At 68.0% G+C, this 25,414-nt stretch carries 26 protein-coding genes and 3 pseudogenes; 22 read left to right on the top strand and 7 right to left on the bottom strand.

What is annotated here, in order from left to right; all coding sequences use genetic code 11:
- The first annotated feature begins 10 nt into the window (after positions 1–10).
- Positions 11–337, top strand: a complete 327-nt coding sequence (locus tag IPK20_01905; protein MBK8015566.1) for an NIPSNAP family protein — start codon at positions 11–13, stop codon at positions 335–337.
- Positions 338–564: 227 nt separating this feature from the next.
- Here IPK20_01905 and IPK20_01900 read toward each other — a convergent pair whose 3' ends face one another.
- Positions 565–921 (bottom strand): nucleotide pyrophosphohydrolase, encoded by a 357-nt coding sequence (locus tag IPK20_01900; protein MBK8015565.1) that lies wholly within the window; start codon positions 919–921, stop codon positions 565–567.
- A 13-nt stretch (positions 922–934) separates the two neighbouring features.
- Between IPK20_01900 and IPK20_01895 the strand changes: the two genes are divergently transcribed.
- The 4 genes from IPK20_01895 (at position 935) to IPK20_01880 (ending at position 4,847) form a co-directional block, all read left to right on the top strand.
- The gene (locus IPK20_01895) at positions 935–1,654 is read left to right on the top strand and encodes a pyrimidine 5'-nucleotidase (protein MBK8015564.1); all 720 of its coding nucleotides are present in this window, start codon (positions 935–937) and stop codon (positions 1,652–1,654) included.
- Between the two features lie 355 nt (positions 1,655–2,009).
- Positions 2,010–2,930 (top strand): glutathione S-transferase family protein, encoded by a 921-nt coding sequence (locus IPK20_01890; GenBank protein MBK8015563.1) that lies wholly within the window; start codon positions 2,010–2,012, stop codon positions 2,928–2,930.
- Between the two features lie 175 nt (positions 2,931–3,105).
- Positions 3,106–3,681, top strand: a complete 576-nt coding sequence (slmA, locus tag IPK20_01885) for a nucleoid occlusion factor SlmA (GenBank protein MBK8015562.1) — start codon at positions 3,106–3,108, stop codon at positions 3,679–3,681.
- A gap of 11 nt (positions 3,682–3,692) precedes the next feature.
- Positions 3,693–4,847, top strand: coding sequence for a hypothetical protein (locus IPK20_01880; protein MBK8015561.1), 1,155 nt, complete (start codon positions 3,693–3,695; stop codon positions 4,845–4,847).
- A gap of 9 nt (positions 4,848–4,856) precedes the next feature.
- Here IPK20_01880 and moeB read toward each other — a convergent pair whose 3' ends face one another.
- The 4 genes and pseudogenes from moeB to gpmA form a co-directional block, all read right to left on the bottom strand.
- Positions 4,857–5,648 carry a molybdopterin-synthase adenylyltransferase MoeB gene (moeB, locus tag IPK20_01875; protein MBK8015560.1) on the bottom strand — a complete coding sequence of 264 codons (792 nt, stop codon included), beginning with the start codon at positions 5,646–5,648 and terminating at the stop codon, positions 4,857–4,859.
- A 67-nt stretch (positions 5,649–5,715) separates the two neighbouring features.
- Complete coding sequence (locus IPK20_01870; protein MBK8015559.1) at positions 5,716–7,107, bottom strand: S41 family peptidase; 1,392 nt, start codon at positions 7,105–7,107, stop codon at positions 5,716–5,718.
- 190 nt (positions 7,108–7,297) lie between these two features.
- Positions 7,298–8,156 (bottom strand): annotated as a pseudogene (locus IPK20_01865) (peptidoglycan DD-metalloendopeptidase family protein).
- A 415-nt stretch (positions 8,157–8,571) separates the two neighbouring features.
- Positions 8,572–9,324, bottom strand: a complete 753-nt coding sequence (gene gpmA / locus IPK20_01860; GenBank protein ID MBK8015558.1) for a 2,3-diphosphoglycerate-dependent phosphoglycerate mutase — start codon at positions 9,322–9,324, stop codon at positions 8,572–8,574.
- Between the two features lie 146 nt (positions 9,325–9,470).
- Between gpmA and IPK20_01855 the strand changes: the two genes are divergently transcribed.
- The 8 genes and pseudogenes from IPK20_01855 to IPK20_01820 all read left to right on the top strand — a co-directional run bounded on the left by IPK20_01855 (position 9,471) and on the right by IPK20_01820 (position 16,139).
- Complete coding sequence (locus tag IPK20_01855; protein ID MBK8015557.1) at positions 9,471–11,192, top strand: O-antigen ligase C-terminal domain-containing protein; 1,722 nt, start codon at positions 9,471–9,473, stop codon at positions 11,190–11,192.
- Entirely contained in the window at positions 11,189–11,599 is a 411-nt protein-coding gene (locus IPK20_01850) for a rhodanese-like domain-containing protein (GenBank protein MBK8015556.1), read from the top strand. Before IPK20_01855 ends, IPK20_01850 begins: the two co-directional genes overlap by 4 nt.
- A gap of 5 nt (positions 11,600–11,604) precedes the next feature.
- Positions 11,605–11,862: a glutaredoxin 3 gene (gene grxC, locus IPK20_01845; GenBank protein ID MBK8015555.1), complete on the top strand. Its 258-nt coding sequence runs from the start codon at positions 11,605–11,607 to the stop codon at positions 11,860–11,862.
- 199 nt (positions 11,863–12,061) lie between these two features.
- Positions 12,062–12,484 (top strand): thioredoxin TrxC, encoded by a 423-nt coding sequence (gene trxC, locus IPK20_01840; GenBank protein MBK8015554.1) that lies wholly within the window; start codon positions 12,062–12,064, stop codon positions 12,482–12,484.
- Between the two features lie 335 nt (positions 12,485–12,819).
- Positions 12,820–13,997 (top strand): annotated as a pseudogene (locus tag IPK20_01835) (NnrS family protein).
- A gap of 84 nt (positions 13,998–14,081) precedes the next feature.
- Positions 14,082–14,558, top strand: coding sequence for a protein-export chaperone SecB (secB, locus tag IPK20_01830; protein ID MBK8015553.1), 477 nt, complete (start codon positions 14,082–14,084; stop codon positions 14,556–14,558).
- A gap of 38 nt (positions 14,559–14,596) precedes the next feature.
- Positions 14,597–14,995 (top strand): SH3 domain-containing protein, encoded by a 399-nt coding sequence (locus tag IPK20_01825; protein ID MBK8015552.1) that lies wholly within the window; start codon positions 14,597–14,599, stop codon positions 14,993–14,995.
- Positions 14,992–16,139, top strand: a pseudogene (locus IPK20_01820) (NAD(P)-dependent glycerol-3-phosphate dehydrogenase). Before IPK20_01825 ends, IPK20_01820 begins: the two are co-directional and overlap by 4 nt.
- Here the strand turns inward: IPK20_01820 and IPK20_01815 are convergent.
- The gene (locus tag IPK20_01815; protein ID MBK8015551.1) at positions 16,055–17,806 is read right to left on the bottom strand and encodes an ABC transporter ATP-binding protein; all 1,752 of its coding nucleotides are present in this window, start codon (positions 17,804–17,806) and stop codon (positions 16,055–16,057) included. The pseudogene IPK20_01820 and the gene IPK20_01815 sit on opposite strands and share 85 nt — an antisense overlap.
- Before the next feature lie 194 nt (positions 17,807–18,000).
- On the bottom strand, positions 18,001–18,471 hold the full coding sequence (locus IPK20_01810; GenBank protein ID MBK8015550.1) for a tRNA (cytidine(34)-2'-O)-methyltransferase: 471 nt from the start codon (positions 18,469–18,471) through the stop codon (positions 18,001–18,003).
- Between the two features lie 119 nt (positions 18,472–18,590).
- On the opposite strand from IPK20_01810, the gene tadA reads away from it, so the two are divergent.
- The 9 genes from tadA to IPK20_01765 all read left to right on the top strand — a co-directional run bounded on the left by tadA (position 18,591) and on the right by IPK20_01765 (position 25,411).
- Positions 18,591–20,294, top strand: coding sequence for a Flp pilus assembly complex ATPase component TadA (gene tadA / locus IPK20_01805; protein ID MBK8015549.1), 1,704 nt, complete (start codon positions 18,591–18,593; stop codon positions 20,292–20,294).
- Positions 20,295–20,390: 96 nt separating this feature from the next.
- On the top strand, positions 20,391–21,656 hold the full coding sequence (locus IPK20_01800; GenBank protein ID MBK8015548.1) for a type II secretion system F family protein: 1,266 nt from the start codon (positions 20,391–20,393) through the stop codon (positions 21,654–21,656).
- Positions 21,657–21,790: 134 nt separating this feature from the next.
- Positions 21,791–22,294: a type II secretion system protein gene (locus tag IPK20_01795; GenBank protein MBK8015547.1), complete on the top strand. Its 504-nt coding sequence runs from the start codon at positions 21,791–21,793 to the stop codon at positions 22,292–22,294.
- A 112-nt stretch (positions 22,295–22,406) separates the two neighbouring features.
- Entirely contained in the window at positions 22,407–22,817 is a 411-nt protein-coding gene (locus tag IPK20_01790) for a type II secretion system protein (protein MBK8015546.1), read from the top strand.
- A gap of 98 nt (positions 22,818–22,915) precedes the next feature.
- Positions 22,916–23,335, top strand: a complete 420-nt coding sequence (locus tag IPK20_01785; GenBank protein ID MBK8015545.1) for a type II secretion system protein — start codon at positions 22,916–22,918, stop codon at positions 23,333–23,335.
- The gene (locus tag IPK20_01780) at positions 23,322–23,912 is read left to right on the top strand and encodes a prepilin-type N-terminal cleavage/methylation domain-containing protein (protein MBK8015544.1); all 591 of its coding nucleotides are present in this window, start codon (positions 23,322–23,324) and stop codon (positions 23,910–23,912) included. The genes IPK20_01785 and IPK20_01780 overlap by 14 nt, the downstream gene beginning before the upstream one ends.
- Positions 23,909–24,799, top strand: a complete 891-nt coding sequence (locus IPK20_01775) for a prepilin-type N-terminal cleavage/methylation domain-containing protein (GenBank protein MBK8015543.1) — start codon at positions 23,909–23,911, stop codon at positions 24,797–24,799. The genes IPK20_01780 and IPK20_01775 overlap by 4 nt, the downstream gene beginning before the upstream one ends.
- Positions 24,783–25,265, top strand: coding sequence for a hypothetical protein (locus IPK20_01770; GenBank protein ID MBK8015542.1), 483 nt, complete (start codon positions 24,783–24,785; stop codon positions 25,263–25,265). Before IPK20_01775 ends, IPK20_01770 begins: the two co-directional genes overlap by 17 nt.
- Positions 25,256–25,411, top strand: coding sequence for a hypothetical protein (locus IPK20_01765; protein ID MBK8015541.1), 156 nt, complete (start codon positions 25,256–25,258; stop codon positions 25,409–25,411). The genes IPK20_01770 and IPK20_01765 overlap by 10 nt, the downstream gene beginning before the upstream one ends.
- Positions 25,412–25,414 lie beyond the last annotated feature (3 nt).

The raw sequence follows: 25,414 nt of genomic DNA, 5'->3' as shown, positions 1-25,414 counted from the left end.
GGACCGGTTCATGGCGGCGTTTTTCGAATTGCGCGAGTACCGCATCAAGGACGGCAAGCGGGATCGCTGGGTGAAGTTCATGGAAGAGAAGATCATCCCGTTCCAGATCGAGCGGGGAATGGTGATCGTGGGAAGCTGGTGCGACCCCGAGCAGCCCGACCACTACGTCTGGATGCGGCGCTTCGAGAGCGAAGAGGAGCGCAAGGCCCTGTACGCCGCCGTCTACGAGGATCCGAAGTGGGCATCCGACATCAAGCCGTCCATCGACGAGATGCTGGACCGGTCGAAGATCGTGGTCACGCGGCTGGAGCCTTCGCCGAAGTCGGTCATCCGCTGAACGTCCGCGCGGCCGGAAGCGCTTCCGGAAGCCTGCCGGTCCGGGGCCGGGCCGGCAGGCCCGGGGAGACCGGCCGGCTCCGCCGGATGCCGCCATGCGTGTTCCTGTGCGCGGCGCTCCGGACGATTCGCGACCTTCGCCGCACCTGCCTTCGCGGGCCCGGATCGGTGCCGTGAACGGCCCGGGGGCCTCAGGCTACGCAGTGCCGCTCGCCGGCGGGTTCCGCTTCAGAGATCGGTGTACTTGGTCGACCGGCCCTTTGCCTTGTCCACAGGGTACTTCTGCGCGTTGAGTTCGAGCTTGCGCCAGGACGCGTCGACGAGGTCGATGTCCAGCTTGTCGGCGAGCCGCACGAGATAGAGCAGCACGTCGGCCATCTCGAGGCCGATCCGTTCGCGCGCGTCCGCGGGGAGCTCGTCCGCCGTGCCGGTGCGGCACCACTGGAAGTGTTCGCCGAGTTCCGCCGCCTCGATCATCACGCTCATCGCGAGGTTCTTCGGCGCGTGGAACTGGTCCCAGTCGCGCTCGGCGACAAAGGTGCGCAGCGCATCGCGCAGGGCTTGAAGCGTGTCGGGCGAATCCATGGTCGGCTCGGGTATGCTCGGGCATGAATCATCCGCCAGCCCGCTTCGCGCGCGCAACCTCGACAGGAAACGTCGGCACGTGACGGTATCGACCTCTCCGGATCGCGTCTGGATCTTCGATCTGGACAACACGCTCCACGACGCCTCGCCCCACATCTTCCCCCGCATGAACCGGGCGATGACGGACTACGTCTCCCTCCATCTGGGGGTGGACGAGTCCGCGGCGAACGATCTGCGGGTCCAGTACTGGCGGCGCTATGGTGCGACGCTGCTGGGCCTCATGCGCAACCACGGCACCGACCCGCATCACTTTCTCTGGCACACGCATCAGTTCCCGGACCTCGACGCCCTCATCATCGGCCATCCGGCGCTGCGCGGGGTGCTGTTGCGACTGCCCGGCCGCAAGATCGTCTTCTCCAATTCGCCCGAGCACTATTGCCGCGCGGTGCTGCGGGCGCTGCGGATCGAGGATGTCTTCGACGGCATCTTCACCATCGAGCACACGCGGTTCCGGCCCAAGCCCGATCCGCGCGGCTTCCAGCATCTGCTGAGGCGCCATCGCCTGCATGCGGGGCGCTGCGTGATGATCGAGGACAGCACCGAGAATCTCGTCACGGCCAAGCGGCTGGGCATGCGGACGGTCCTGGTGAGCCGGGGCGGGCGGCGCCCGCTGGGCGTGGATCACGTGGTCGGCGATGTGACGAGGCTGCATGCGCTGTTGCGGCATCTCTGAGGACTGGCGGCGCTGCGCCCGGAGGGCGTGCCGCCGGGACGGTGCCGGTACCCGGGCCGGAAGCGTCGGCCTGCGGCCGGGTCCCGGCGGCATTGTCCGGGCACAGAGGAGCGGTTTCTTTTCCGCGTCCCGGGTTGCGCGCGGATGTTTCCCACCGGGCCCCGTCCCTTCGGGTGGCGCCGGAAACGGGCGCTGGCGGCGTTGGTCGGCTCGACGGGATGTCCAAACCCGCCTTCGCCTCCGGCCTTGCCATCGCCCGTTTCCGACTGCCACGCGATCCGCGACCATCGATCAGACCTTCCCTAGAATCAGGCCGCGGCGCCGATCGGGCGCAGCGCCACTCCGGAGACGCCTCATGAGCGACATCATCCTGCACCACTATCCTCCCTCGCCTGTATCGGAGAAGGTCCGCATCGCCCTGGGCATCAAGGGTCTCGCCTGGCGCTCGGTGGAGATTCCGCGCGTGCCGCCAAAGCCGTTCGTGATGCCTCTCACGGGCGGCTACCGGCGCACGCCGGTGATGCAGATCGGGGCGGACATCTACTGCGACAGCCACTGCATCCTGCGCGAGATCCAGCGCCGGTTCCCCGAACCCACGTTCACCCCCGGCGGGGCCGACGGATTGCCGTGGGCGATCAACCGCTGGTCGGACCACGTGTTCGAGCATGCGGTGCGGCTGTCCCTGGGCGCGAATGCGGATCAGCTTCCGGACGGGTTCGCCAAGGACCGGGCGCGGCTGTTTCTCGGACCCGACGGTGACGTTGCGGCACTGAAGCACGACGTCCCGCACCTCGCCGCGCAAGTCCGTGCGCAGTTCGCCTGGATCGACGAGCGGCTGCGGGGCGGCCGGCGTTTCCTGCTGGGCGATGCCCCCAGCGTCTCCGACGCGGCGTGCTACTACCTGGTGTGGTTCGTCCGCGGCCGGTGGAGCGGCGGCGCGGCCATGCTTGCCCGTTTCCCGTCCCTCGAGGCGTGGGAACTGCGGGTCAAGGACATCGGTCACGGCCGGCCCGTCACCACCACGGCGGAGGAGGCCATGGAGGTCGCCCGCGCCGCGGTGCCGATGACGCCCGAGCACCACGACCCCTACGATCCCCAGGAACTGATACCGGGACAGAAGGTGACGGTCACCCCGGACATCGACAGCGGCGAGCCGCCGGTGGAGGGGATCGTCCGCCACGTGGATTTCGAGCGCATCGCCCTGCTGCGGGACGACCCCGAGGTGGGCAAGGTGTGCGTGCATTTTCCCCGGTTGGGGTACCGCGTGCGGGCGTGACGCCAGCGGCCCGCGGGGCCGGGCACCCAGTTTTCGGCAGAAAAACCTGCAGGGCACCCTCAATGCTGGCGTTCTGGCGGAGCGGGTGCTAACTTAGCCGGAGTTCGGGGACGCGGCGGCACACCGGTACCGTGCCGGCGCCCGTCCGAAGCATTCGCAAAGGGAGGTAGCGCCGATGCCGGTCAAACGGGGCGAACGCAAGCTCCAGATCCTCCAGACGCTCGCGGCCATGCTGCAGGATCCGGCGGGGGAGAAGATCACCACGGCGGCGCTGGCCGCCCGCCTGGAAGTCTCCGAGGCTGCGCTGTACCGGCATTTCGCCAGCAAGGCGCAGATGTACGAGGGGCTCATCGAGTTCATCGAGCAGACGCTTTTCGGTCTCATCAACAAGATCACCGCCGAGGAAACGAGCGGCCTCAAGCAGGCCGACGCGATCGTCCCGGTGCTCCTCGGTTTCGCGGTGAAGAATCCGGGCATGACCCGGGTGCTGATCGGCGACGCGCTCGTCCACGAGAACGAGCGTCTGCAGGTGCGCATCAACCAGCTGCACGACCGCGTGGAAGCGCAGATCAAGCAGTCGTTGCGCTTCGCCGTGAGCCAGGGCGAACTTCCGCAGGATCGCGACATCACGGCCCAGGCCAACGTGATCATCGCCTTCGTGATCGGCAAGTGGCACCAGTTCGCCAAGAGCCGCTTCAAGCGCAGTCCCATGGAGAACCTGGAGGCCCAGACCAGGCTGCTGCTGCTCTGACGATCGACCGAATGCGACGAACGTTTCGACGGCCGGTGGCCGGGCGCCACCGGGATCTGCTGCGCGCCGGCATTCCGCTGACGCTGCTTGCCGCCGCCCTGTGGTTCGGCGGGACGCCCGGTATCCACCGGAGTGCCGGTCCCGTCCGGCCCGCCGCGCCCGCCCCTGCGGCACCGTGCAAGGGGGATCTCCTGCAGGAGCTCGCCGGCCGTCACATGAGCGCACTCCCGCCTGCCGTCGTAGCACAGGAAAGGAATCTCCTGGGCATCATGCAGAGCGCCGGACGCAAGCGGCTCGACCGTTACGTCATTGCGCGGGCCCTGGCGGTGGACGACGGCCGGTATGACGACGGCGGCCTGGTGCAGGAGCTGGACGAGATCGTCCTGTCGCACCTGCTTTCGAATTCGCCCGCCTTCCAGAAGGTACTGAATCCGCCGCCGCCGCCGAAGGAGCCGGCCATCCCGGTGCGTCCTCAGCAACTCGCCCCCGACGCGGCGCCGGAGACTTCCAACGACCTGCTGGAGGCGTTGCGGGTTTCGCCGAAGCCGCCCGCGCCGCCTCCGCGGCCCAGGCCCCCCGTATTCGACGCACTCGGGGAGGCCGCCAGGTACGCCGGGGCGCTGGGCCAGAGCGATGTCAAGGTCGCGTCCTTCCTGGCCGTGTACGGGGAGCGTCCGGAAGTCTTCTCGCCGCTGTTCGCGAACCATCGTGACGACGCGCGATTCGCCGACGCATTCGAGGATGCGGTGGCGCGCAATCTCCGCGCGGACCTCAAGACGCATCTGTCGGCGATCTTCCTGCGCGTGGCGGCACACCTCGAAGCGCAGGGATACGACCGGGACCGTCTCGACACCATGATGGCCGAAGATCCCGGTGCGTTGCGGGACCTCCTGCATGGGGAACTCGCGAAGGCGTCTGCGGCCGAGCCGGGCAGCGGATGGAAGTTCGAGGCAGGCCACGCCGCCTATCTTGCCCGGCGCGACCTGGGGCACTTCGCCTACGGGGTGGTCATGACATCGACCGATCTGTTGATGGGCGCACTGGCCGCGAGACCCCAGACGGTGGACGCCGAGTGGCGATGGCAGCCCGAAGACGCTCAGCTTTCGCGCGAATCGATGCGGCGGGTGAAGCGCTGCTTGGGTGCGCTCTGTCTGAACGCGCGCTGACGCGCCGCGTCAGGTCCTGCAGGATGCGGCGGCTTCGGCCGTGAGGCGGGACCGGTCGCCTCCGCACACCGTGCATTCGGGATCCCTGGGCACGCGCACCTGCCGCCATTGCATCGAGAGCGCGTCCAGGATGAGGAGCCGGCCGTCGAGTGGCTGCCCGACGTTGCCCAGCACCTTCAGCGCTTCGGCGGCCTGGATGGACCCGATGATGCCCACCACGGGTGCGAACACTCCCATGACCGCACAGCGCATCTCCTCGGCGTCGGCGGATTCAGGAAACAGACAGTGATAGCACGCGCTGGCCTCATGGCGCAGATCGAAGACCGCGACCTGGCCATCGAAGCGCACTCCTGCACCGGAGACGAGCGGCTTGCGGTGCTTCACGCAGGCACGGTTGACGGCATGGCGCGTCGCGAAGTTGTCGCAGCAGTCCAGCACGATGTCCGCATCGCGGACCAGCGACTCCAGCCGCTCGCCCGACACCCGCTCCTGCACGGCATCGATCCGGGTCTCGGGATTGATCCCGCCCAGCGTCTCCGCTGCCGACAGCACCTTGGGCCGGCCGATCGATGCGGTGCGGTGGACGATCTGCCGCTGAAGATTCGTGAGATCGACATGATCGGGGTCGCACAGGGTCAGACGGCCGATGCCGCTCGCCGCGAGATAGAGCGACACCGGGGAACCGAGACCGCCGGCGCCGATCACCAGCGCGCGGGCGTCGAGCCAGGCCTGCTGGGCGTCGATCCCGACCTCGTCGAGCAGGATGTGGCGCGAATAGCGGAGAAGCTGCGCGTCGTTCAAGGGAACCGCCGGAGGGACGAAGGGCGGGGCCGGCGGTCTCCGCCGCGCCCCGCCCTCCGGGAGAAGATCACTTCTTGTTGTTGACGATGCTGAGCGCCTTCAGCAGGTTCACCGCTTCGTTGAGCTGGTAGTCGCTCTTGGAGACGACGTCCGGCGGCGTGTCGGTCTTCGGTTCGTCCGCGGCCTTGGGCGCCGTGCTCTTGGCCGGGTCTTCCTTCGGCGCTTCCTTGCTGTCCTGCGGGTTCGACAGACGCCGGCCCAGGTCGGCCTCGCGCATGCGCACGCCCTGCTCCTCGGTCTCCTTGATCGTCGCTTCCTCCACGACGATGTCCGGCGTGATGCCCTTCGCCTGGATGGAGCGGCCCGACGGCGTGAAGTAGCGCGCGGTCGTGAGCTTGATGGCGGTTCCGTTGCCCAGCGGCAGAATGGTCTGGACCGAGCCCTTGCCGAAGCTCTGGGTGCCCATCACGACCGCGCGCTTGTGGTCCTGCAGGGCGCCCGCGACGATCTCGGAGGCCGACGCGGACCCGCCGTTCACCAGCACCACCATCGGCACCTTCTTCACGTCCGCCGGAAGCTTCTTGAGGTAGTCGTCGCGGCTGCCGCGCAGGTAGTACTCCGGCGATGCGATGAGCTTCATCTTGGCGTCTTCGGTCCGGCCTTCGGTGTACACGACCAGCGTGCCGGGCTGGAGAAACGCGGCGGACACGGCGACGGCCGCGTTGAGCAGGCCGCCAGGGTCGTTGCGCAGGTCGAGCACCATGCCCTTCATCTGGCCGTTGCTCTGCTTGAAGACCGTGTCGATGTTCTTGGCCAGCAGGTCCCCGGTGTGCTCCTGGAACTGCGTGACGCGGAAGTAGCCGTAGCCCGGCTCCAGCAGCTTCGCCTTCACCGACTGGATCTGGATGACGGCGCGGTTCAACGTGATCACTCGCGGCTTGGCGTCGCCCTTGCGCACGATGGTGAGCGTGATGGGAGTGTTGGGCTTGCCGCGCATGCGCTTGACGGCGTCGTTCAGGGTCATGCCCTTCACGTTGGTGTCGTCGAGCTTGATGATGAGATCGCCGGCCTTGATGCCGGCCCGGTAAGCCGGAGTGTCCTCGATGGGGGAGACCACCTTGACGAAGCCGTCTTCCATGCCGACCTCGATCCCGAGACCGCCGAATTCGCCCTGGGTGCCGACCTGCAGTTCCTTGAAGGCATCGGCGTCGAGGTAGGCCGAGTGCGGATCGAGGCCGGACAGCATGCCGTTGATGGCTTCGCTGATGAGCTTCTTGTCCTCCACGGGCTCGACGTAGTCGGCCTTGATCCGGCCGAAGACTTCGGTGAACGCGCGCAGGTCTTCCACCGGCAGCGGACCGGGTTCCTTCTGGGCGACTGCCGAGAAATGCAGGCTGACCATGACGCCGAGGACGGCGCCCGCCAGTACCAGCCCTGCCTGTTTGACACGTGTGACCATGCGGCTCTCCGGGTAACGACTCATCATGATATGCAAGAACGGTGCGGGCCTGCCACGGGCATTGCCCGCAACGCCGCGGCAGGGTCTCGCTTCCCTGCGCTGCCGGGCCGAATTTCGACCCCGGCACGGCCGTTACGTTCAGCGGGGTGCGCGGCAGTGCAGCGGAAGTGGCGGGTCTGCACGAGGGCGCTCAGTGCGGCGGCGCCCATTGCAGCGGATCGAACGGCTTGCCTTGATGCCTCATCTCGAAGTATAGCCCCGACTCTTCCTGGCCACCGCTCGCGCCGACCGACGCGACCACGTCACCTGCGCGCACCGTGTCTCCGGGCTGACGCAGCAGCGCCTCGTTGTTGCCGTAGAGGCTCATGTAGCCGCCGCCGTGGTCCACGATGAGCAGGTTCCCGAACCCGCGCAGCCAGTCGGCGAACACCACGCGGCCCGTGGCGATCGCCTTCACCTCCTGTCCCTGACGCGCCCGGATGAAGACCCCTTGCGCGAGAAGCCGCCATCTCCCTGGGGCTGCCGAACCGGCTCGCCACTTCGCCCGCCACGGGGAGTCGAAGCTTGCCGCGCAGCGACGGAAAGTCTCCACCCTCCGCGTCCGGCGTGGGGGTCTCCCGGTTCGCCAGGGTCTTCTTGCCTCCCGGCTTGGTCTTGGACTTCGTGAGCGCCTTGGCGATCTTCTCGATGAGCTGGGTCAGCCTTTCCTCGTCCTTCTTGAGGGTGGCGTATTCCTTCCGCTGCTTGGCGAGTTCGGCCGACACGGAGGCGAGCGCCTTGCGCCGGTCCTTCTCTTCCGATTCCAGCGCCTTCTTCTGCTCGCTCTGGGTCTTTACCACGTGGCCCAGTTCCTCGCTGCGGGACTGGTTGTCCGCGGCGAGCTGGGCGAGCTGATCGAGGTTGCGGCGCAGGCCGGTCACGGCCTCGCCGCGGGCGCGGGAGACATAGGTGAGATAGTGGAGGTCCCGCGCCACGCGGTTGGGATCCTGCTGCGCCAGCACGAGCCGGATGGGTTCCGCACGGCCGTTCATGTACTGCTTGTGCAGCATCCGGCCGATCTCCGATTGCTGGCGCTCGATCTCGGCCCGGGTGCGCACGGTTTCCTCTTCGATCTGCGCGAGCCGCTGCGAGAGATCCGTACGCTGGCGGCCCAGTTCGCGAAGCTTGCGGTTGGTGTCGCTGATGGCGCGCTCGGAAGCGCGGAGCTGGTCCACTGCCTCGGCGCGGCTTTCCTCCGCCGCCCGCAATTCGGTCTGCAGCGTCTGCAGCCGGCTGCGGACTTCGTCGAGTTCCTGCTTCGGCGGGGCTGCGCAGAGGGCGGCGGACCAGGAGGCGAGCGCCGCCGTCAGGATGAAGGCGCGCAAGTTCACGACCGGGCCCTCGCCGGCGTGCCTGTGCGAAGGAGGCCCCGCAGGCCGTGCGGCAGGGGCACGGGCGGCCCTGCCGCACGGGTCCGGGTCTGCCTCAACCCTTTGCCTTGCCCTGCGCGGCCACGGCCTTCACCTTCGCCTCGATGGCCGCCGCGTCGCCCAGGTAATAGTGCCTGACCGGCCGAAGCGACTCGTCCAGTTCGTACACCAGGGGAATGGCGGTGGGAATGTTGAGCCCGACGATCTCCTGTTCCGAGACGCCGTCCAGGTATTTCACCAACGCGCGGATGGAATTGCCGTGCGCGGCGATGAGGATCCGCTTGCCGGAACGCACCTGTGGGGCGATCACCTGTTCCCAGTAGGGCACGACGCGCGCGACGGTGTCCTTGAGGCATTCGGTCAGCGGCAACTCGGTCCCGGACAACGCGGCGTAGCGGGAGTCGTTGCCCGCGAAACGCGGATCGGTGCGTTCCAGCGGAGGCGGTGGGGTGTCGTAGCTGCGGCGCCAGACCAGCACCTGGTCCTCGCCGAACTGCGCGGCCATCTCCGCCTTGTTGAGTCCCTGCAGGCTGCCGTAGTGGCGTTCGTTCAACCGCCAGGAATGCTGCACCGGCAGCCACATGCGATCCATCTCGTCGAGCGCGAGCCAGAGTGTCCGGATGGCGCGCTTCAGCACCGACACGTGGGCGAGGTCGAACTCGTAGCCGAGCGACTTCAGCAGCCGGCCGGCCTCGCGTGCCTCTTCGCGCCCCTGTTCCGACAGATCCACGTCCGTCCAGCCGGTGAACCGGTTTTCCTTGTTCCAGGTGCTCTCGCCGTGGCGCAGCAGCACGATCTTGTAGCTCATGCGGGAAATCCTCTGACGTTCGTTGACTCAAGTTCTGGCTGACAGAAACCGTTGAATTCTATCCGGTCACCCGATGCCGGGGGGTCTGCTCAGGTGAAAGGCAGGCCTTCACGGGTCCGTGAACCGACCGTTTCCAGTGCGAGACCATGCAGAACGCATCCGGCGCCATATCGCCAAGCACGAGACTTGCCGTCGCCGCCCTCGCGGCGATGATGTTCGTCCCCCCTTTGCTGCCACTGGGAATGGAGCCCATCCCGTCGTTCGAAGCGGAGTGGATCGCGGCGCTGCTCGGGCTCGTCGCCGCGGTGGCCGCGTTCTCGGGCGGCGGACGTCGCACGGTGCCGCTGCCCGCCGCACTCCTGTTTCCCGCAGCGGGGGCGTTGCTGCTTGCGCTTCAGTGGTGGGCAGGCATGACCGCCAGCACCGCGATGGCGTGCCTGGCACTTGCCTATCTTGCCTGGATGGCCTTGCTGACGAGCCTCGCGGCCCGTGTGTTGTGCGACGTGGGCATCCGGCAGGCGGTGGAATGGTTCGCCTGGGCCCTGCTGCTGGCGGCGGTCACCAATTCCGCCGTTGCCCTCGTCCAGTGGTTGCATCCGGCACTGGATTCGCCCTGGATCCTGCCCGTGATGCACGGCCGGCCCGGAGGCAACCTGGGGCAGCCGAACCATCTCGCGATCCAGATGGCGCTGGGGACGGCCTCCCTCGCGTGGCTGCGTGCCCGGGGGCGGATCCGCGAATCCTTCGCCTGGCTGCCGGCGGCCATGCTGGCCTGCGGCCTGGCCGTGACCGGCTCCCGCTCCGCCTGGCTGCTGGCAGGGCTGAGCGTTGCCGGCTGCTGGTGGCTCGGGCGGCGGCTCGATGCCGGCGCGGCCAGGGAAGCCCGCCGTGTGGTCCTGGTCGTGGCGGCCTTCTTTGTGCTGCTCGACCTGGGCAACGGTCTGCTGCATGCCGGCGGGGCGAGCCACAGCGGCATCGTCCGCTTCGAGACCGTGCATCACGACGGCGAAGAGCGGCTGCAGATCTGGCGCGGTGCGTGGCGCATGTTCCTGGATGCGCCCTGGTTCGGCCAGGGTCACGGCCACTTCGCCGAGCGTTTCCTGGCCATCGCGCCGGAGTTGCCCGCGCCGCGGCCCACCAGCATGACGCTTCACGCCCACAACCTGCCGCTGCAGATCGCTGCGGAGTACGGTCTGGCAGGGCTCGCCCTGACCGCTGCGGCCCTGCTGATCTGGTTCGTTCGCGTCTCGAAGCGGCCGGCCACACCGGAACGGGCGTGGGCGCTGGGCGTCGCCGGCATTCTCGCGGTGCAGAGCCTGGTGGAGTATCCGCTGTGGTACGCGTATTTTCTCGGCCCGTTCGCCGTGGCGCTTGGTGCCGCAGAGGGGCACGGACTAGAATTCGGGCTTGGTCGCGCGGCGCGGTGGGTCCGGATGGGCAGCCTGGCAGTCGGTGCGGCGATCCTCTCGACCGTGGTCATCGATTACCGGTTCCTGCGGTCGTTCGACGATGTGTCCCGCCCTGCCCAAGCGTCACGGGAAGCGGTGGCGCATCTCGCTCGGATGCGTGGTTTCTCCTTGCTGGGGGCCTACGCCGGCGTGGGGCTGCATCGCGGCATCGATTTCGGACCGCAGTGGATGAGCGAGAAGCTCGCGCTGTCGGAAGAGGTTGTTGTCGTTTTTCCGCTGCCCGACGTCGTCTACCGTCATGCGCTGCTGCTGGCCGCCCAGGGTCGTGAAGACGACGCTCGCCGGTGGTGGCGGCGCGCGGAGACAAGTTATCCGTCGTTGGCCGCACGTTGGCGGAAGGCCGCGGGGCGCCACGCGCCGGCCGTGACTGCCGGGTTGCAACAGGGAGAGGATTCGTGAGTTTCGTCAGCAGCAACTGGTGGCTGTTCGTGCTTGCCGCGGTGAGCGGCGTGGGCATCCTGGTGCCGACCATCGCCAAGATGATGTCGGGCATCCCGCAGGTGGGCGTCGCCGAGACCGTCACCCTCATCAACCGCCGCGATGCCCTTGTGCTCGACGTGCGGACGCAGACCGAATTCGGCACCGGCCATGTTCCCAGCGCCCGCCACATTCCGCTGGGCGACCTCAAGGCGCGTCTCTCCGAACTCGACAAGTTCCGCGACCGCCCCATCGTGGTCCAGTGCGCTTCCGGCAACCGGTCCCAGGGCGCCGCGAAGATTCTCAAGGACTCCGGCTTCAAGGAAGTCTTCAATCTGCAAGGCGGCATCGGCGCCTGGGTACAGGCCGGGATGCCCACGGAGAAGTAGGCGCCATGGCCGACGTCACCATGTACTGCACGGCCGTCTGCCCCTACTGCATCGCGGCCGAGCGGCTGCTCAAGTCCAGGGGCGTCACCGAGATCCGCAAGATCCGCGTCGACACCGACCCGCAGCAGCGGGTGGTGATGATGGAACGGACGGGCCGTCGCACGGTTCCGCAGATCTACATCGGCGATACCCACGTGGGCGGGTTCGACGACCTGTCCGCGCTGGACCGCCAGGGCGGCCTCGTCCCGCTGCTGTCCGCCTGATTCTTCTCGAGGCCGCCGGCCGCCGGTCCGTTGCCGCGGGGTCCGGTTCTCCCGCGCTGTCCTGCGTTTCCCTCTCTCCCGCCGCCGACGCCTCGCCGCTGTACCCCGCTCCGCGAGTCCCGGACAGCTTTCGCCGGCTATTGAGTTCGCCTGGCCCCGCCCCATCTTTCCCGGTGTAGACCCTTTCAGGATTCCCGCCATGCACGTCGTCTGTCCGCATTGCCTCTCCGTCAACCGGGTGCCGGAAGACCGCGCCGGCGATGCACCCAAGTGCGCCAAGTGCGATGGTCCCCTGCTGACCGGCGAACCGCTGACGCTGGATGTCCGCAATTTCGACAAGACCATCGATCGCAACGACCTGCCCGTGGTCGTGGACTCCTGGGCATCTTGGTGCGGCCCCTGCCGCATGATGGCACCGGCCTTCGCACGCTCGGCCCGGTCCCATGCGGCACGCGCGGTCTTCGGCGAGCTCGACACCGACGCCGAGAGCGCCATCGCCCAGCGCTACGGCATCCGCAGCATCCCCACCCTGATCCTCTTCAAGGGTGGCCGTGAGGTCGCACGGGTGTCCGGCGCCATGGACGCCGGTTCGCTGGATCGATGGGTGGCGCAGCACGCCTGAGCCCGAGGGGCAGCGCCGCCTGCGCCGGCCTCCCGCGGCGCGGGGAGGGAACGGGCCCGCCGGGCCGCTGACTTTGCAGGCTGTCTACCCGCTTGCCGGCCCGCACGGCGGCGCGGGCCTTCGCGTCATCTGCCCGCGGCCCTCCCTTGCGACCGTGCGCATCCATGGGATCTTCCCTCGGGCCGGCGGTCCGGGGCCCGCGGTCCGGGTCTAGGCCGAAGTGACTAGCCTGCCTCGTGCGGAGGGAGGCGTGCGATCCGGTCCTCGGAAGGATTCTCCGGACGGTCCGGCGGCATTACCTTGGCGGCATCCCCGAGACACGCCGGACGAGCACCATGCAGACCCCCTCTCCCAAGACGACCCCGCCCGTTCCATGGGGCGGCGCATTGTTCTCTCTGGGCTTCCGCCCTTTCTACCTGCTGGCCGCGGCCCTGGCCATCGGGGGTGTCGCGGTCTGGACGATCGAACTGCTCGCCCAGACTGGCCATCCCGGCCCGCTTCCGGGGATCGCGTGGCACGCCCACGAGATGGTCTTCGGATTCGGTATCGCGGTCATCACCGGCTTCCTGTTCACGGCGGGGCGAAACTGGACCGGACAGCCGACGCCCCATGGGCCGCTGCTCGCGGCACTGTGCGTTCTCTGGCTGGCCGGGAGGCTTGCCCTGTTGACCGGTCCTGCATGGATTGCGGCGGTGATCGAGACCGCCTTCCTGCCCGCCGTCGCCCTGTGCCTCTGGATACCGTTGCATCGCGCCCGGAATCGCAACCGCTTCTTCGTCGGCCTGCTGCTGGCGCTCGCGGCGCTCAACGGGCTCTTCCACGCCGCCGCGGCGGGCACCGTGGAGATTCCGCCTCTGCAGCCGGTCCGCGCCGGGCTCTACCTCATCGTCGTGATCGTGACCCTCATGGGCGGCCGGGTGATCCCCAGCTTCACTGCCAACGCCATCCGCTCCGCCCGCATCCGCCGCCGTCCACGGGTGGATCGCGCGGCCATGGCGGCAACGGTCGTCGCGTTCGCGTTCGTCCTGCTTTCCGTCCCCGGCATCCTGACGGCGGCGGCCTGCCTCGCGGCCGCCGTCCTGCAGGCGTTGCGGCTGCTGGACTGGGATCCATGGTGCACCCGTCGTACGCCGATCCTCTGGATCCTCCATCTTTCCTATGCGTGGATTCCCTGGCCTTGGTGCTGCACGCACTGGCCGCTGCGGGGGCCGTCGTTCCGGTGCCTCTCGCCGACCACGCGGTGTCCGTCGGCGCGGTAGGCGGCATGATCATCGGGATGATCACCCGTACGGCCCGCGGGCATAGCGGCCTGCCGCTGGCGGCCGGACGGCTGGAAGTCGCCGCCTACGTGCTGGTGCACCTGGCGGCCGCCGTGCGTGTCTTCGGACCGCTGGCGTTTCCGGCCGTGACGGTCTCCTGGCTGACGGCCGCGGGCGCCCTGTGGTGCGCGGCGTTTCTGGCCTATCTGATCCGCTTCGTTCCAGTGATGGCAGCGCCGCGGCCGGAGGCCTGAAACGGCCTGTGCGCATGCACGGAACGCAAAGAAGGGTGGGTTACACTACGGGCCCTTTTTCCGACCCCGAACCCCGGAGTTCCCATGGCCGAGCCGCAACAGGCACCCCAGCCCCAGTTCAGCATCGAGAAGATCTACGTGAAGGATCTCTCGGTCGAAATCCCCAACGCGCCGCAGATCTTCCTCGAGCGTTCCACGCCGGAACTGGAGTTCTCCTTCCGCAACGACGGGCAGGCGATCGGCAACGACTACCACGAGGTTTCGCTCACGGCCACGGTGACCGCCAAGCTCAAGGAAGGGGACAAGACCGTCTTCCTGATCGAGGCGAGCCAGGGCGGGATCTTCCAGGTGCGCGGCGTGCGTCCCGAGGACATGGAGATGGTCTATGCCATCACGTGTCCCACGATCCTGCTTCCCTACCTGCGCGAGACGGTCTCCGACATGGCCGTCCGCGCCGGCTTCCCGCCGGTGTTCCTCGCCCCGATGAATTTCGAAGCCCTGTACCGGCAGCGCCAGGAAGCCGAACAGGCTGCCCCGGCCGCATCGGAGCAGACGCACTGAAGTTCTTCCTGCGGTGTGCTGCGGTCATCCTCTTCGGGATGGCCGCGGTGGCCCAGGCGCTGGAGTTTCGCGCGATCGGCGAGACTCCGGCGGTGCTGTACGACGGTCCTTCCACCAAGGCCACGAAAATCCTCGTCATCTCGGCCGGGACCCCGGTGGAGATCCTCTCTTCCATCGAAGGCTGGGCCAAGATCCGGGAGCCCGGAGGCAAGCTCGCGTGGGCCGAATCCAGCGGGCTGGCGAGCCGGCGCAATGTGGTCGTCCTGGCGTCCCCGGCCGTGGCGCGCAATGCTCCGGAGGAGAGCGCACCGGCCGTCTTCGAGGCGCAGCGCGGCGTGATCCTGGAACTGCTGGAGCAGAACGGTGCCTGGGCCAGGGTGAAGCACAGGGACGGCCCGGCCGGCTATCTTCGCGCAGTGGAGCTTTGGGGCCTATGAGAATCGCCATACTGGGTGCCGGTGCCTGGGGTACCGCCTTCGCGCTCGCCCAGTCCGTGCAACACCGCGTCACGCTCTGGACGTGGCAGCGCGAGCACTGCGAACGCATGCTCGCATCCCGCGCCAACGAGTTCCTTCCCGGGCTTGCCCTGCCCGGCAGCGTCGCCATCACGGACGACATGGCGCTGGCCGTGCGGGAGGCCGATCTCGCGATCGTGGCCACGCCGACCTCCGCGCTGCGTAGCGTTCTCGTGCAATTGGCCGGCCTGGCGCATGTGCCGCCCGTGGTGTGGCTGTGCAAGGGATTCGAGCCGCAGACATCGAGATTTCCCATCAGGTCGCGGAGGAAACGCTGCCCGCCGACGTCTCGCGGGGCGCGCTGTCCGGGCCGAGCTTCGCGGAAGAGATCGCCAAGGGGCTGCCCGCCGCGGTCACCGTGGCTTCCCCGGATGCCGACTTCGCGGAGCATGCCGCACGGGAACTGCGCACACCGAGGCTGCGGATCTACTCCACTACCGATCTCACCGGAGTGGAGGTGGGTGGCGCCATCAAGAACGTCATGGCCATCGCGGCAGGCGTGTGCGACGGCATGGGCTGCGGGCTCTCGGCGCGTGCCGCCCTCATGACCCGCGGGCTCGCGGAGATCACGCGGTTGGGCATGCGGCTCGGGGGCCGCCTGGAAACGTTCATCGGGCTTTCCGGAGCCGGCGATCTCATCCTCACCTGCACGGGCGACCTCTCGCGCAATCGCCGAGTGGGCCTGGCGCTCGCCAAGGGCCAGACCCTCGGCGACATCCTGACGGCGCTGGGCCACGTGGCCGAAGGCGTCGGGACGGCGCGTGAAGTGCAGCGGCTGGCCGTGCGCCACGGTGTGGAGATGCCCATCACCGAAGCCGTGTGCCGGCTGCTCGACGGCGAGATCCGCCCCGAAGAGGCCGTGGACTCCTCATGCGTCGCGATCCCAAGGCGGAGTCCCGGTAGCACACCCGCTGCGGGCCAATCCTCCCGGTGCCCGCGCCGGGCCGGTGCTCCAGGACCTGGCGCTCGATCCGCCAGCGCTCAGGAGGCCGCCGTCTCCCGCGCCGCTTCGTCCGCTTCGTCTCCCAGAAATCCGCCGGACTGCCGTGTCCACAGACGCGCGTAGATTCCGCCCGCGGCGAGCAGCTCCGCATGCGTTCCCGTCTCGACGATGCGGCCTCGCTCCAGCACGACCAGACGATCCATGCGTGCGATGGTGCTCAGCCGGTGCGCGATGGCAATGACGGTCTTGCCCTGCATGAGCGTGTCGAGCTGCTCCTGGATCGCCTCTTCCACCTCGCTGTCGAGCGCGGAGGTCGCCTCGTCCAGGACGAGGATGGGGGCGTTCTTCAGGATCACCCGCGCCAGCGCGACCCGCTGACGCTGGCCGCCGGAGAGCTTCACCCCGCGCTCGCCGGCATGCGCGTCGTAGCCGAGGCGCCCTGTCCAGTCCTGCAGCTCGGCAATGAAATCGTGCGCGTGTGCCTGCCGCGCGGCCGCCTCGACCTGCGCGGCCGTGGCGTCCGGTCGCCCGTAGCGGATGTTGTCCGCGATGGAACGGTGCAGCAGCGACGTGTCCTGCGTCACGACGCCGATGGCGGCCCGAAGGCTTTCCTGGGTCACGCCCCGCACGTCCTGGCCGTCCACCTCGATGGCGCCTGATTCCACCTCATGGAAGCGAAGCAGCAGGTTGACGAGCGTCGACTTGCCCGCGCCGCTGCGGCCCACGAGGCCCACGCGCTCTCCCGGACGGACCACGAGATCGAGGTCCTGCAGCACCGCGCCGCCCGGGGCCGCGACGCGGCCATAGTTGAAGCGGACCGCGCGGAAGTGGATCCGGCCCCGCGTGACCTCGAGCGGCCGGGCCTGCGGCGCATCCAGGATGGTGAGCGGCCGCGCGATGCTGTCCATGCCTTCCTGCACGACGCCCACGTTCTCGAAGATGCCGCTCACCTCCCAGCTCACCCAGCCGGCCATGTTGGAGATCTGCCACGCCAGGGGCACGGCGGTCGCGACCACGGCGGCTGTGGCCTCGCCGTGGTACCAGAGCCAGCCGCCCAGGAGCGCCGTGGACGCCACCAGCAGCGTGTTCATCAGCGCCAGGGTCGCGACGAACGTCGTGCTCCAGCGCATGTGCCTCGCCATGCGGCGCTGGTGTTCGTCGAGGCTGTCCTTCACGTGGGCGTCCTCGTCCCGGGCGCGGGCGAAGAGCTTGACCGTGAGGATGTTGGTGTAGCTGTCGACGATGCGCCCCATCGCCTGCGAGCGTGCCTCGGAGCTGGCACGCGACAGCTCGCGCATGCGGGGCACGAAAAGCCGCAGGAACAGCATGTACGCGCACATCCAGACCACGGTGGGGATGGCCAGCACCGGGTGCGAACCGAGCATCACGGTCAGCGCCCCGATGCCGTACACGCAGATGTACCAGACGGCACGGATGCTCGACACCACGCTCTCCCGCAACGCGTTGGCCGTGTTCATCACCCGGTTGGCGATGCGGCCGGCAAAGTCGTTCTGGAAGAAGGTCCACGACTGCCGCACGACGTGCCAGTGGTTCTGCCAGCGGATCTCCGTGGTCACGCCCGGGAACACGGCGGACAGCCGGATCAGGCAGTCGATCAGGATCGCCACGGGGCGCAGGAAGAGGAACAGTGCCGCGAGCGTGGCGATCGTCACGCGGGATTCCGCCCACGCGGCAGCGGAATCCGGGGCGGTCATCAGGCCCACGATCCTGCCGATGAGCAGCGGCACCACCATGTCCAGGAGCGCGACCGCAAGGCTTGCGGCCAGCATGGCTCCGTAGAGGCGCGGATGCTGCCTCAGGAAATGCGCATAGAAGCGCCACAGCGTCGGGGGCGGGCCGGAGGGGGGTGTCACGGTCTCCGGCGAGACGGCGGTGCCCGAAACCCGCGACTCGAAATAGCGGAAGAGCCGGTTTCCGGGTAACCCGGAATCGCCTGCCTTGGACGAACCGCCTGTCTCGGACCTCAATCGATCGCTGCTCCCGAAAATCCGGCTTGCCGCCAGGCCTCGTAGACGGTGACCGCCACGGCGTTGGAAAGGTTCAGGCTCCGGTTGCCTGCCAGCATGGGCAGGCGCAAGCGGCGTTCCCGCGGGATGCGCTCGAGCACGTCCGCGGGAAGGCCGCGCGTCTCCGGACCGAACAGCAGCACGTCGGCCGGCTGGAACCGGGCGGCATACACGTTCGCGCCGGCCTTGCTGCTCAGCGCGTACACGCGGCGCTCGCCCAGGATGGCGAAACAGCGGTCCAGATCGGGATGCACCGTCACGTTGGCCATCTCGTGGTAGTCCAGGCCCGCGCGCCGGACTTCCTTGTCGCCCATCCGGAATCCGAGGGGTTCGATCAGATGCAGGCGGGCGCCGGTGTTGGCGCACAAGCGGATCACGTTGCCTGTGTTGGGCGGAATTTCCGGCTGATACAGGACGACGTCGAACATGCGAAACGGGTGGAGGGAGTGGAGCGACCCTCAAGTTTGGGCCATCCCGCGCCGAAGTACACGGTCGACCGGCATGGTTGCCGGTGTGGCCGGGCTCGCACCGGTGCAACGGAGAATTCATGGCACGACCGGAAAAGGTGAGGCTCGGCGAGATCCTGCTGCGGCAGGGGTTGCTGACAGAGGATCAGCTGAAGAGCGCGCTGGAGGACCAGAAGCGCTCGGGACGCCGCCTGGGCCGCGTGTTCATCGATTCCGGCTACGTGACCGAGGAGCAGATCTGCGAGGCTCTCGCGCGGCAGTTGCGCGTCACCTTCGTCGACCTGCGCAACGCGAAGCTCAATCCCGAACTGGTCGCAAGGCTGCCCGAATCCCAGGCCCGCCGTTTCCGCGCCCTGGTGCTGGAAGAAGCCGGACCGGCCTTCCGGGTCGGCATGGCCGATCCGACCGACTTGCTGGCCTACGACGAGCTTGCCCGCGTTCTCAAGCGGGACATCGACGTCTGCGTCGTGGCGGAGTCGCAGCTCATGGCGATGCTCGACCGCGTCTACACGCGCAGCGGCGAGATCTCCGGCCTCGCCCAGGAACTGGGCGAGGAGATGGGCGACAACGCGGTGGATTTCGCCGCGTTCGGCACGACGGCGGCGGCCGAGGACGCACCGGTCGTCAAGTTGCTGCAGACGGTATTCGAGGAGGCGGTCCGCGCGCGCGCCTCGGACATCCACATCGAACCGCAGGCGTCCAAGCTCTTCATCCGCTTCCGCATCGACGGCGTCCTGCACGTGCAGACCCAGGCCGAGCCCAAGATCGCCGCGCCGCTGGTGCTGCGGCTGAAGCTCATGTCCGGCCTGGACATCTCGGAGAAACGCCTGCCGCAGGACGGCCGATTCCACATCGCGCTGCGCAACACCCAGGTGGACGTCCGGATATCCACCATGCCGACGCAGCACGGCGAATCGGCCGTGATGCGTCTGCTCAACCAGTCCGCCGGCGTCGCGAATCTCGAGCGCCTGGGCATGCCTGCTCACGTACTGGACCGCATGCGGCGGATCATCCGCCGGCCCAGCGGCATGGTGCTCGTCACCGGGCCCACCGGCAGCGGCAAGACGACCACGCTCTATGCGGCGCTCACCGAACTCAACACCCCGGAACGCAAGATCATCACGGTGGAGGATCCGGTGGAGTATCGCCTCCCCGGACTCACCCAGGTGCAAGTCCACGAAAAGATCGAACTCACGTTCGGGCGGGTGCTGCGCACGGCCCTGCGGCAGGATCCGGACGTGATTCTCGTGGGCGAGATGCGCGATCAGGGCACGGTCGAGACGGGACTGAGGGCCGCCATGACCGGGCACCTGGTGTTGTCCACGCTTCACACCAACGATGCCGCCAGCACCCCGCTGCGGCTCATGGACATGGGCGCACCGCGCTTCATGGTGGCCATGTCGCTGCAGGTGGTGCTGGCTCAGCGCCTGGTCCGCCTGCTGTGCGAGAACTGCGCGCGGCCGCATGTCCTGGAAGACCACGAACGCCACTTCCTGCGTTTCGAGCTGGGCGACCGGGTCGACCAGTTCGCGTTCAGGCAGGCGACCGGCTGCGACCGCTGCAACAACTCCGGATTCGTCGGCCGTACGGCCATCTACGAGATGCTGGAGATGACGCGTCCCGTCGTGGATGCCGCCTCGGACGGCGACCACTCCACGTTCGTGGCGGCGGCCCGCAAGCAGATGGGCGGGCGCACCTTGCGCCGGGCCGCGGTGGAACTGGCGGCGCAGGGCAGAACGACCGTGGACGAGGCCATCCACGCGACCAATCAGCTGGAGGACTGACGCCCATGCGAGACGTCCAGCCCTTGAGAAGGCACGGTCCGGGCACCCTCGTTCCAGCGGCATCCGCTGCCCGCCACGCGGGAAGGGTCCGCTGAGATGCCGCACTTTTCCTACAAGGGGAGAAACGCCGGCGGCCAACTGGTCGAGGGGGTTCTGGAAGGGGCTGACGCTGGCGCGATCGCCGGCCAGCTCGTGACCTCCGGCATCACGCCCGTGGACATCGTGCTCTCGCGGGGCCGATCGGCGAACGGCAATGGCCATGGCAACGGGCAGGTCGAGCAGGCGGACCGGCCCCTCTGGGCGCTCGGCCGAAAGCCCGTGGACACCCAGGACCTCATGCTGTTCAGCCGGCAGATGTATGCGCTGCTCAAGGCCGGCGTGCCGATCCTGCGCGCTCTGGCAGGACTGCAGGAGTCCGCGACGCATCCGACGGTCAGGGAATCCATCCAGGGCGTGCGCGAGGGTCTGGATTCCGGCCGGGACCTGTCGGCTTCCATGCAGCGGCAGAAGGCCATGTTCAATCCGTTCTACGTGGCCATGATCTACGTGGGCGAGAGCACGGGGCGGCTGGACGAGATCTTCCTGCGCCTGTTCCGCCACCTGGAGTTCCAGGACTTCATGCGCACGCAGGTGAAGTCGGCGCTGCGCTATCCCACCTTCGTGGTGATCGCCATGGCGGGGGCCATCGCCGTCATCAACCTCTTCGTCATTCCGGCCTTCGCCAAGGTCTACAAGGGCTTCGGCGCCCAGCTGCCGGTGATCACCCGCCTGCTCATCGGATTCTCCGACTTCATGGTCGCAAGCTGGCCGTACCTGCTGGCGGGCGGCATCGCCGGTGCGATCGTCTTCCGGCGGCACATCCGGACTCCCGCGGGAAAGCTCTGGTGGGACCGCTTCAAGCTGCGCTTTCCCATCGCCGGCAAGATCATTCTCAAGGCCACCATCGCCCGCTTCGCGCGCAGCTTCTCGCTCGCCTTCCGCAGCGGCGTGCCGATCACGCAGGCGCTGTCGTTGAGTGCCCAGACCGTCGACAACGCACACATCGCGACCCGCATCGAGAAGATGCGCGAGGGCGTGGAGCGCGGCGAGAGCGTCCTCCGCACGGCCGTGTCCTCGGGCGTGTTCACGCCCGTGGCCTTGCAGATGATCGTCGTGGGGGAGGAATCCGGTTCGCTGGACGACATGATGGAAGAGGTCGCCGATCTCTATCAGCGCGAGGTCGAGTACGAGCTCAAGACCCTGTCCGCGCAAGTGGAGCCCATCCTGATCGTGGGTCTGGGCGTGCTGGTGCTGATCCTTGCGCTGGGCGTGTTCCTTCCGATCTGGGATCTCGGCCAGGCGGCCTTCCACAAGGGTTCGTGAGGCCGGCATTCCATCTTTTCGAACGATGCCCCCTGTTTCCTAAAGATGTTCCCCGCGCGTCCGCTAACGCTGTCAAACCCTACGGGTGCGCGCACGGGTGCGTGCGGCATCCATCCACGAGGACAGTGACGAAAGTGAGGACGCAAACGGGCAGGGCCGGAGCACGCAGCGCAGGCTTCACGCTCATCGAGCTGGTGGTGGTGATCTCCATCATCGGCATCCTTGCGGCGTTCGCGCTGCCCCGCTACGTGAACATGCAAAGCCAGAGCCGCGCGGCCAAGCTCAATGCCATCTATGGCGCAGTACGGTCTGCGTCGGCACTCGCCTCGGCAGCGTGCCGCGTCGATCTGGCGGGAGTCGCGCAAACGCCGACCTGCACCCAGGATGCAGGCACCGTGAACATGGACGGGCTGGCCGTGACCATGCGCTTCGGCTACCCCACGGCCGACGGCGCGGGCATCGTCACGGCCGCCCAGATCAATCCGCAGACCGACCAGGTACAGGTACTCGCGGGCAATCCGCTCGTGATCCAGGTCCGCGGCGCCGTCGATTCGGTCAACTGCCAGATGAGCTATCAGGAATCCCCAGGACGAGGTCAGGCGCCCATCATCCCCGCGCCCGTCACCAGCGGATGCTGATCCGATCCATTACACGGACCCGCAAGTCCACCACAACGACAGGAGGGGCAAGCACCCTCCCGGAGACACTTCGCGTTCACCTCCTTCCCAATACCCGAAAGGACTCCTTGCCATGCAACGCAATCAAAGCGGTTTCACCCTGATCGAACTCGTCGTCGTGATCGTCATCCTCGGCATTCTGGCCGCAGTGGCACTTCCCCGGTTCATCGACCTGAGCGCCGACGCAAGACTCTCCGCGACCAAGGGTGTCGCGGGCGCGGTCTCTTCGGCCGCGTCGATCAACTACGGCGCGTTCAAGGTGAACTCGTCGCGCACCGGAGTCGTGCAGATGAACTCCACCAACGTCTGCACGTCGGGCATCCTCGGCTCCATGCTCCAGGGCGGCAGCCTCCCGACCGGCTACACGGTGAGCGGCACGGGCAACTGCAGCACGGGCGGCGACGGCGCGGTCGTGTCCTGCACGATCACCGATTCGCAGGACGGCTCCGCCACGGCGACTGCCAGCGTGGTCTGCACCAACTGACGAGCGTCGGCCAGGCGGCCGCCTGGCGCCGCCACCGTCCGGACATGCCCAGCCGACGACGAACGTTCCGCAACCGCGCCCCTGGGCGCGGTTTCACTTTGACCGAGCTGCTGGTGGTCATCATGATCCTGGGTGTGATGGCCATCGTCGTGCTGCCGCGCTTCGCGAACCAGGACGACTTCGAACTGCAGGGCACCTACGACAAGGTGCTGTCGACGGTGCGGTATGCGCAGAAGATTGCCATCGGCTCGCGCAGCAGCGTTCTTCTCATCTTTGCGGGCAACGGTCTTTCCGCCTGCTTCGCGCCTGCCGGAAGCTGCACCTCGGATGTTGCCGATCCGACGACCGGCAGCGCGCTTCAGGCGACAGGGTCCTCGGCGGTAACCGTGTCGGGCACCAGCTTCTCCTTCGACGCGCTGGGCCGGCCCAGCAGCGGACCCCTGACCGTCACCGTGGCCAACGGTGCGCTCACCCGTACGTTCACGGTCGAGGCGGAAACGGGACATGCGCACCCCTGATCGCAGGAACGCGCGCCCCCGTCCATCCCGCCAGTGCGGCCTCACGCTCATCGAGCTCATCGTGTTCATCGTGATCGTGAGCGTCGGCATCGTGGGCATCCTGGGCGTGTTCAACATCACCTCGGCAAAGAGCTCCGATCCGCTGGTGCGCAAGCAGGCGCTGGCCGTGGCAGAGGCGCTGCTCGAGGAGATCGAGCTGATGCCCTTCACGTACTGCGACCCGGATGATCCGGCCGCGGCGACCGCGACGAGCGAGGCCGGCTGCACAGTGCCCGAGAGCATGTCCGCACCCGGACCGGAGACTTCCCAGGGCGAGACCCGTTACAGCACCACGACCCCGTTCGACAACGTCAACGACTACCACGGCTTTGTCATGAGCGGCATCCGCGATCTCTCCGGCACGGCCATCCCGGGGCTCGAAAGCTATTCGGCCAGCGTGACCGTGACCCAGGGTGGGCTCGGACTGGCCACCACCGCCGACGCCGCGCTGGTCGCGGTTGCCGTGACCGGGCCCGGCAACGAAACCGTGACGCTGCACTCGTACCGCGTGAGATCGGCGCCGAACTCCCTGCCATGATCCGTGCGACCGTTCCAATGCGGCAGTTCGAAGCGTGCACCCGCTGCACGACCAGCGGCCTGCGGGCGAGGGGGAGCGGGCGCCGCCGGCTGACCGGATTCACGCTCGTCGAGGCGGTCGCGGCCATCGCCATCGCGGGGATCGTCTTCGCGGTGGTGGCGGTGTTCCTGCAGCGGCCCGTGCAAGGCTATCTCGACACGACGCGGCGCGCGGAGCTCTCCGACACCGCGGACGTGGCGATGCGCCGCATCGTGCGCGACCTGCGCCTCGCCCTTCCCAACAGCGTGCGTGTCGACGGCACCGGACGCTACGTGGAATTCCTCCTGGTGAGCGGAGGCGGGCGTTATCGCGCGCAGACCGACTCCACCGGCGCGGGCAACGTGCTCGATTTCACCTCGGCGTCCGGAGACTCGTCCTTCGACGTGATCGGAACCATGCCCACCGTGACCGCAGGCAACCACGTGGTCATCTTCAATCTGGGTGCCGGTTTCTCCGGCGCCGACGCGTACCAGTCCTCGGGCAACAACCGAGCGACGATCGCCTCGGCATCCGCCACCACGATCACGCTGACGGCGGCGAAGCTGTTTCCGTACGAATCGCCGGGCAGGCGATTCCAGATCGTCGAGCATGCGGTCACGTACGAGTGCGACCTCGCCTCGGGCAGCCTGCGTCGCTACTGGGGCTACGGGATCAATGCATCGCAGGCCACGCCGCCCACCGGGGGCAGCAGTGCTCTGCTGGCCACCAAGGTCACGGACTGCGCGTTCACCTACGACGCCAACGACCTTCTCACCCGGTACGGGACCGTGTCCGTCCGCCTCGCCATCGCTGCCGACGGGGAATCCGCCAATCTTCATGCGGAGGCGCACGTTGCGAACATTCCCTGACACCCTGCGCGGTTTCGCTCTCCCCAGCGCCCTGTTCCTGCTCGTGATTCTGGCCATGCTTGGCGCGTTCATGCTGGCCGTGTCGGGCATGCAGCACGCCGCGCAGGCGGTGGACGTCTCCAGTTCCCGGGCCTACCAGGGCGCGCGGGCCGGCATCGAATGGGGGCTGTACCAGGTGCTCGATGGGAACAATGACGATGCCGGCCTGTCGGCCTCGACTCCGCAGCCACCCGCGTGCTTTTCCGACACCACGCTGAGTCTGGGAGGCAGCTTCGACGGCGCGTCCGCGACCGTCACCTGCGCCCGCACGACCACCACGGAGGCGAACCGACAGATCGCCGTATATGCCATCGTGTCGACGGTCTCCCTGGCCGGCGGGGCGATGCCGATCAGCCGTCAGGTGAATGCCACGGTGACACGTTGTGTGGACCCCAACGGCACTGCGCCGAGGTACGCATGTCCGTGAGCCGTTTCGGAGTCGCATTGCGGGCGCTCGCCGGCACGGCGGTGGCGCTGGTGTGCCAGTTGCCATGCGCCGGCACCCTGCACGCGGCGATCAGCCAGGTGGCGACCGCGACGGGAACGACCGGTTCGTCGGGGCGTCGTCGCTGAGTC

The sequence above is a fragment of the Betaproteobacteria bacterium genome (genome assembly GCA_016713305.1).
In the GTDB taxonomy this organism is placed as follows: Bacteria; Pseudomonadota; Gammaproteobacteria; order Burkholderiales.
This window is presented reverse-complemented; position numbering and strand designations above follow the sequence as displayed.

What these genes read in the sequence shown, in the direction of transcription:
- IPK20_01895 (MBK8015564.1), top strand. Translation starts at nt 935, where the DNA reads ATGCTCGGGCATGAATCATCCGCCAGCCCGCTTCGCGCGCGCAACCTC.
- grxC (MBK8015555.1), top strand. Translation starts at nt 11,605, where the DNA reads ATGGCCGACGTCACCATGTACTGCACGGCCGTCTGCCCCTACTGCATC.
- slmA (MBK8015562.1), top strand. Translation starts at nt 3,106, where the DNA reads ATGCCGGTCAAACGGGGCGAACGCAAGCTCCAGATCCTCCAGACGCTC.
- IPK20_01775 (MBK8015543.1), top strand. Translation starts at nt 23,909, where the DNA reads ATGATCCGTGCGACCGTTCCAATGCGGCAGTTCGAAGCGTGCACCCGC.
- IPK20_01800 (MBK8015548.1), top strand. Translation starts at nt 20,391, where the DNA reads ATGCCGCACTTTTCCTACAAGGGGAGAAACGCCGGCGGCCAACTGGTC.
- tadA (MBK8015549.1), top strand. Translation starts at nt 18,591, where the DNA reads ATGGCACGACCGGAAAAGGTGAGGCTCGGCGAGATCCTGCTGCGGCAG.
- gpmA (MBK8015558.1), bottom strand. Translation starts at nt 9,324, where the DNA reads ATGAGCTACAAGATCGTGCTGCTGCGCCACGGCGAGAGCACCTGGAAC.
- IPK20_01765 (MBK8015541.1), top strand. Translation starts at nt 25,256, where the DNA reads ATGTCCGTGAGCCGTTTCGGAGTCGCATTGCGGGCGCTCGCCGGCACG.
- IPK20_01815 (MBK8015551.1), bottom strand. Translation starts at nt 17,806, where the DNA reads ATGCTGGCCGCAAGCCTTGCGGTCGCGCTCCTGGACATGGTGGTGCCG.
- IPK20_01825 (MBK8015552.1), top strand. Translation starts at nt 14,597, where the DNA reads ATGGCCGCGGTGGCCCAGGCGCTGGAGTTTCGCGCGATCGGCGAGACT.
- IPK20_01790 (MBK8015546.1), top strand. Translation starts at nt 22,407, where the DNA reads ATGCAACGCAATCAAAGCGGTTTCACCCTGATCGAACTCGTCGTCGTG.
- IPK20_01880 (MBK8015561.1), top strand. Translation starts at nt 3,693, where the DNA reads ATGCGACGAACGTTTCGACGGCCGGTGGCCGGGCGCCACCGGGATCTG.
- IPK20_01905 (MBK8015566.1), top strand. Translation starts at nt 11, where the DNA reads ATGGCGGCGTTTTTCGAATTGCGCGAGTACCGCATCAAGGACGGCAAG.
- IPK20_01890 (MBK8015563.1), top strand. Translation starts at nt 2,010, where the DNA reads ATGAGCGACATCATCCTGCACCACTATCCTCCCTCGCCTGTATCGGAG.
- IPK20_01900 (MBK8015565.1), bottom strand. Translation starts at nt 921, where the DNA reads ATGGATTCGCCCGACACGCTTCAAGCCCTGCGCGATGCGCTGCGCACC.
- IPK20_01855 (MBK8015557.1), top strand. Translation starts at nt 9,471, where the DNA reads ATGCAGAACGCATCCGGCGCCATATCGCCAAGCACGAGACTTGCCGTC.
- trxC (MBK8015554.1), top strand. Translation starts at nt 12,062, where the DNA reads ATGCACGTCGTCTGTCCGCATTGCCTCTCCGTCAACCGGGTGCCGGAA.
- IPK20_01810 (MBK8015550.1), bottom strand. Translation starts at nt 18,471, where the DNA reads ATGTTCGACGTCGTCCTGTATCAGCCGGAAATTCCGCCCAACACAGGC.
- IPK20_01870 (MBK8015559.1), bottom strand. Translation starts at nt 7,107, where the DNA reads ATGGTCACACGTGTCAAACAGGCAGGGCTGGTACTGGCGGGCGCCGTC.
- IPK20_01780 (MBK8015544.1), top strand. Translation starts at nt 23,322, where the DNA reads ATGCGCACCCCTGATCGCAGGAACGCGCGCCCCCGTCCATCCCGCCAG.
- secB (MBK8015553.1), top strand. Translation starts at nt 14,082, where the DNA reads ATGGCCGAGCCGCAACAGGCACCCCAGCCCCAGTTCAGCATCGAGAAG.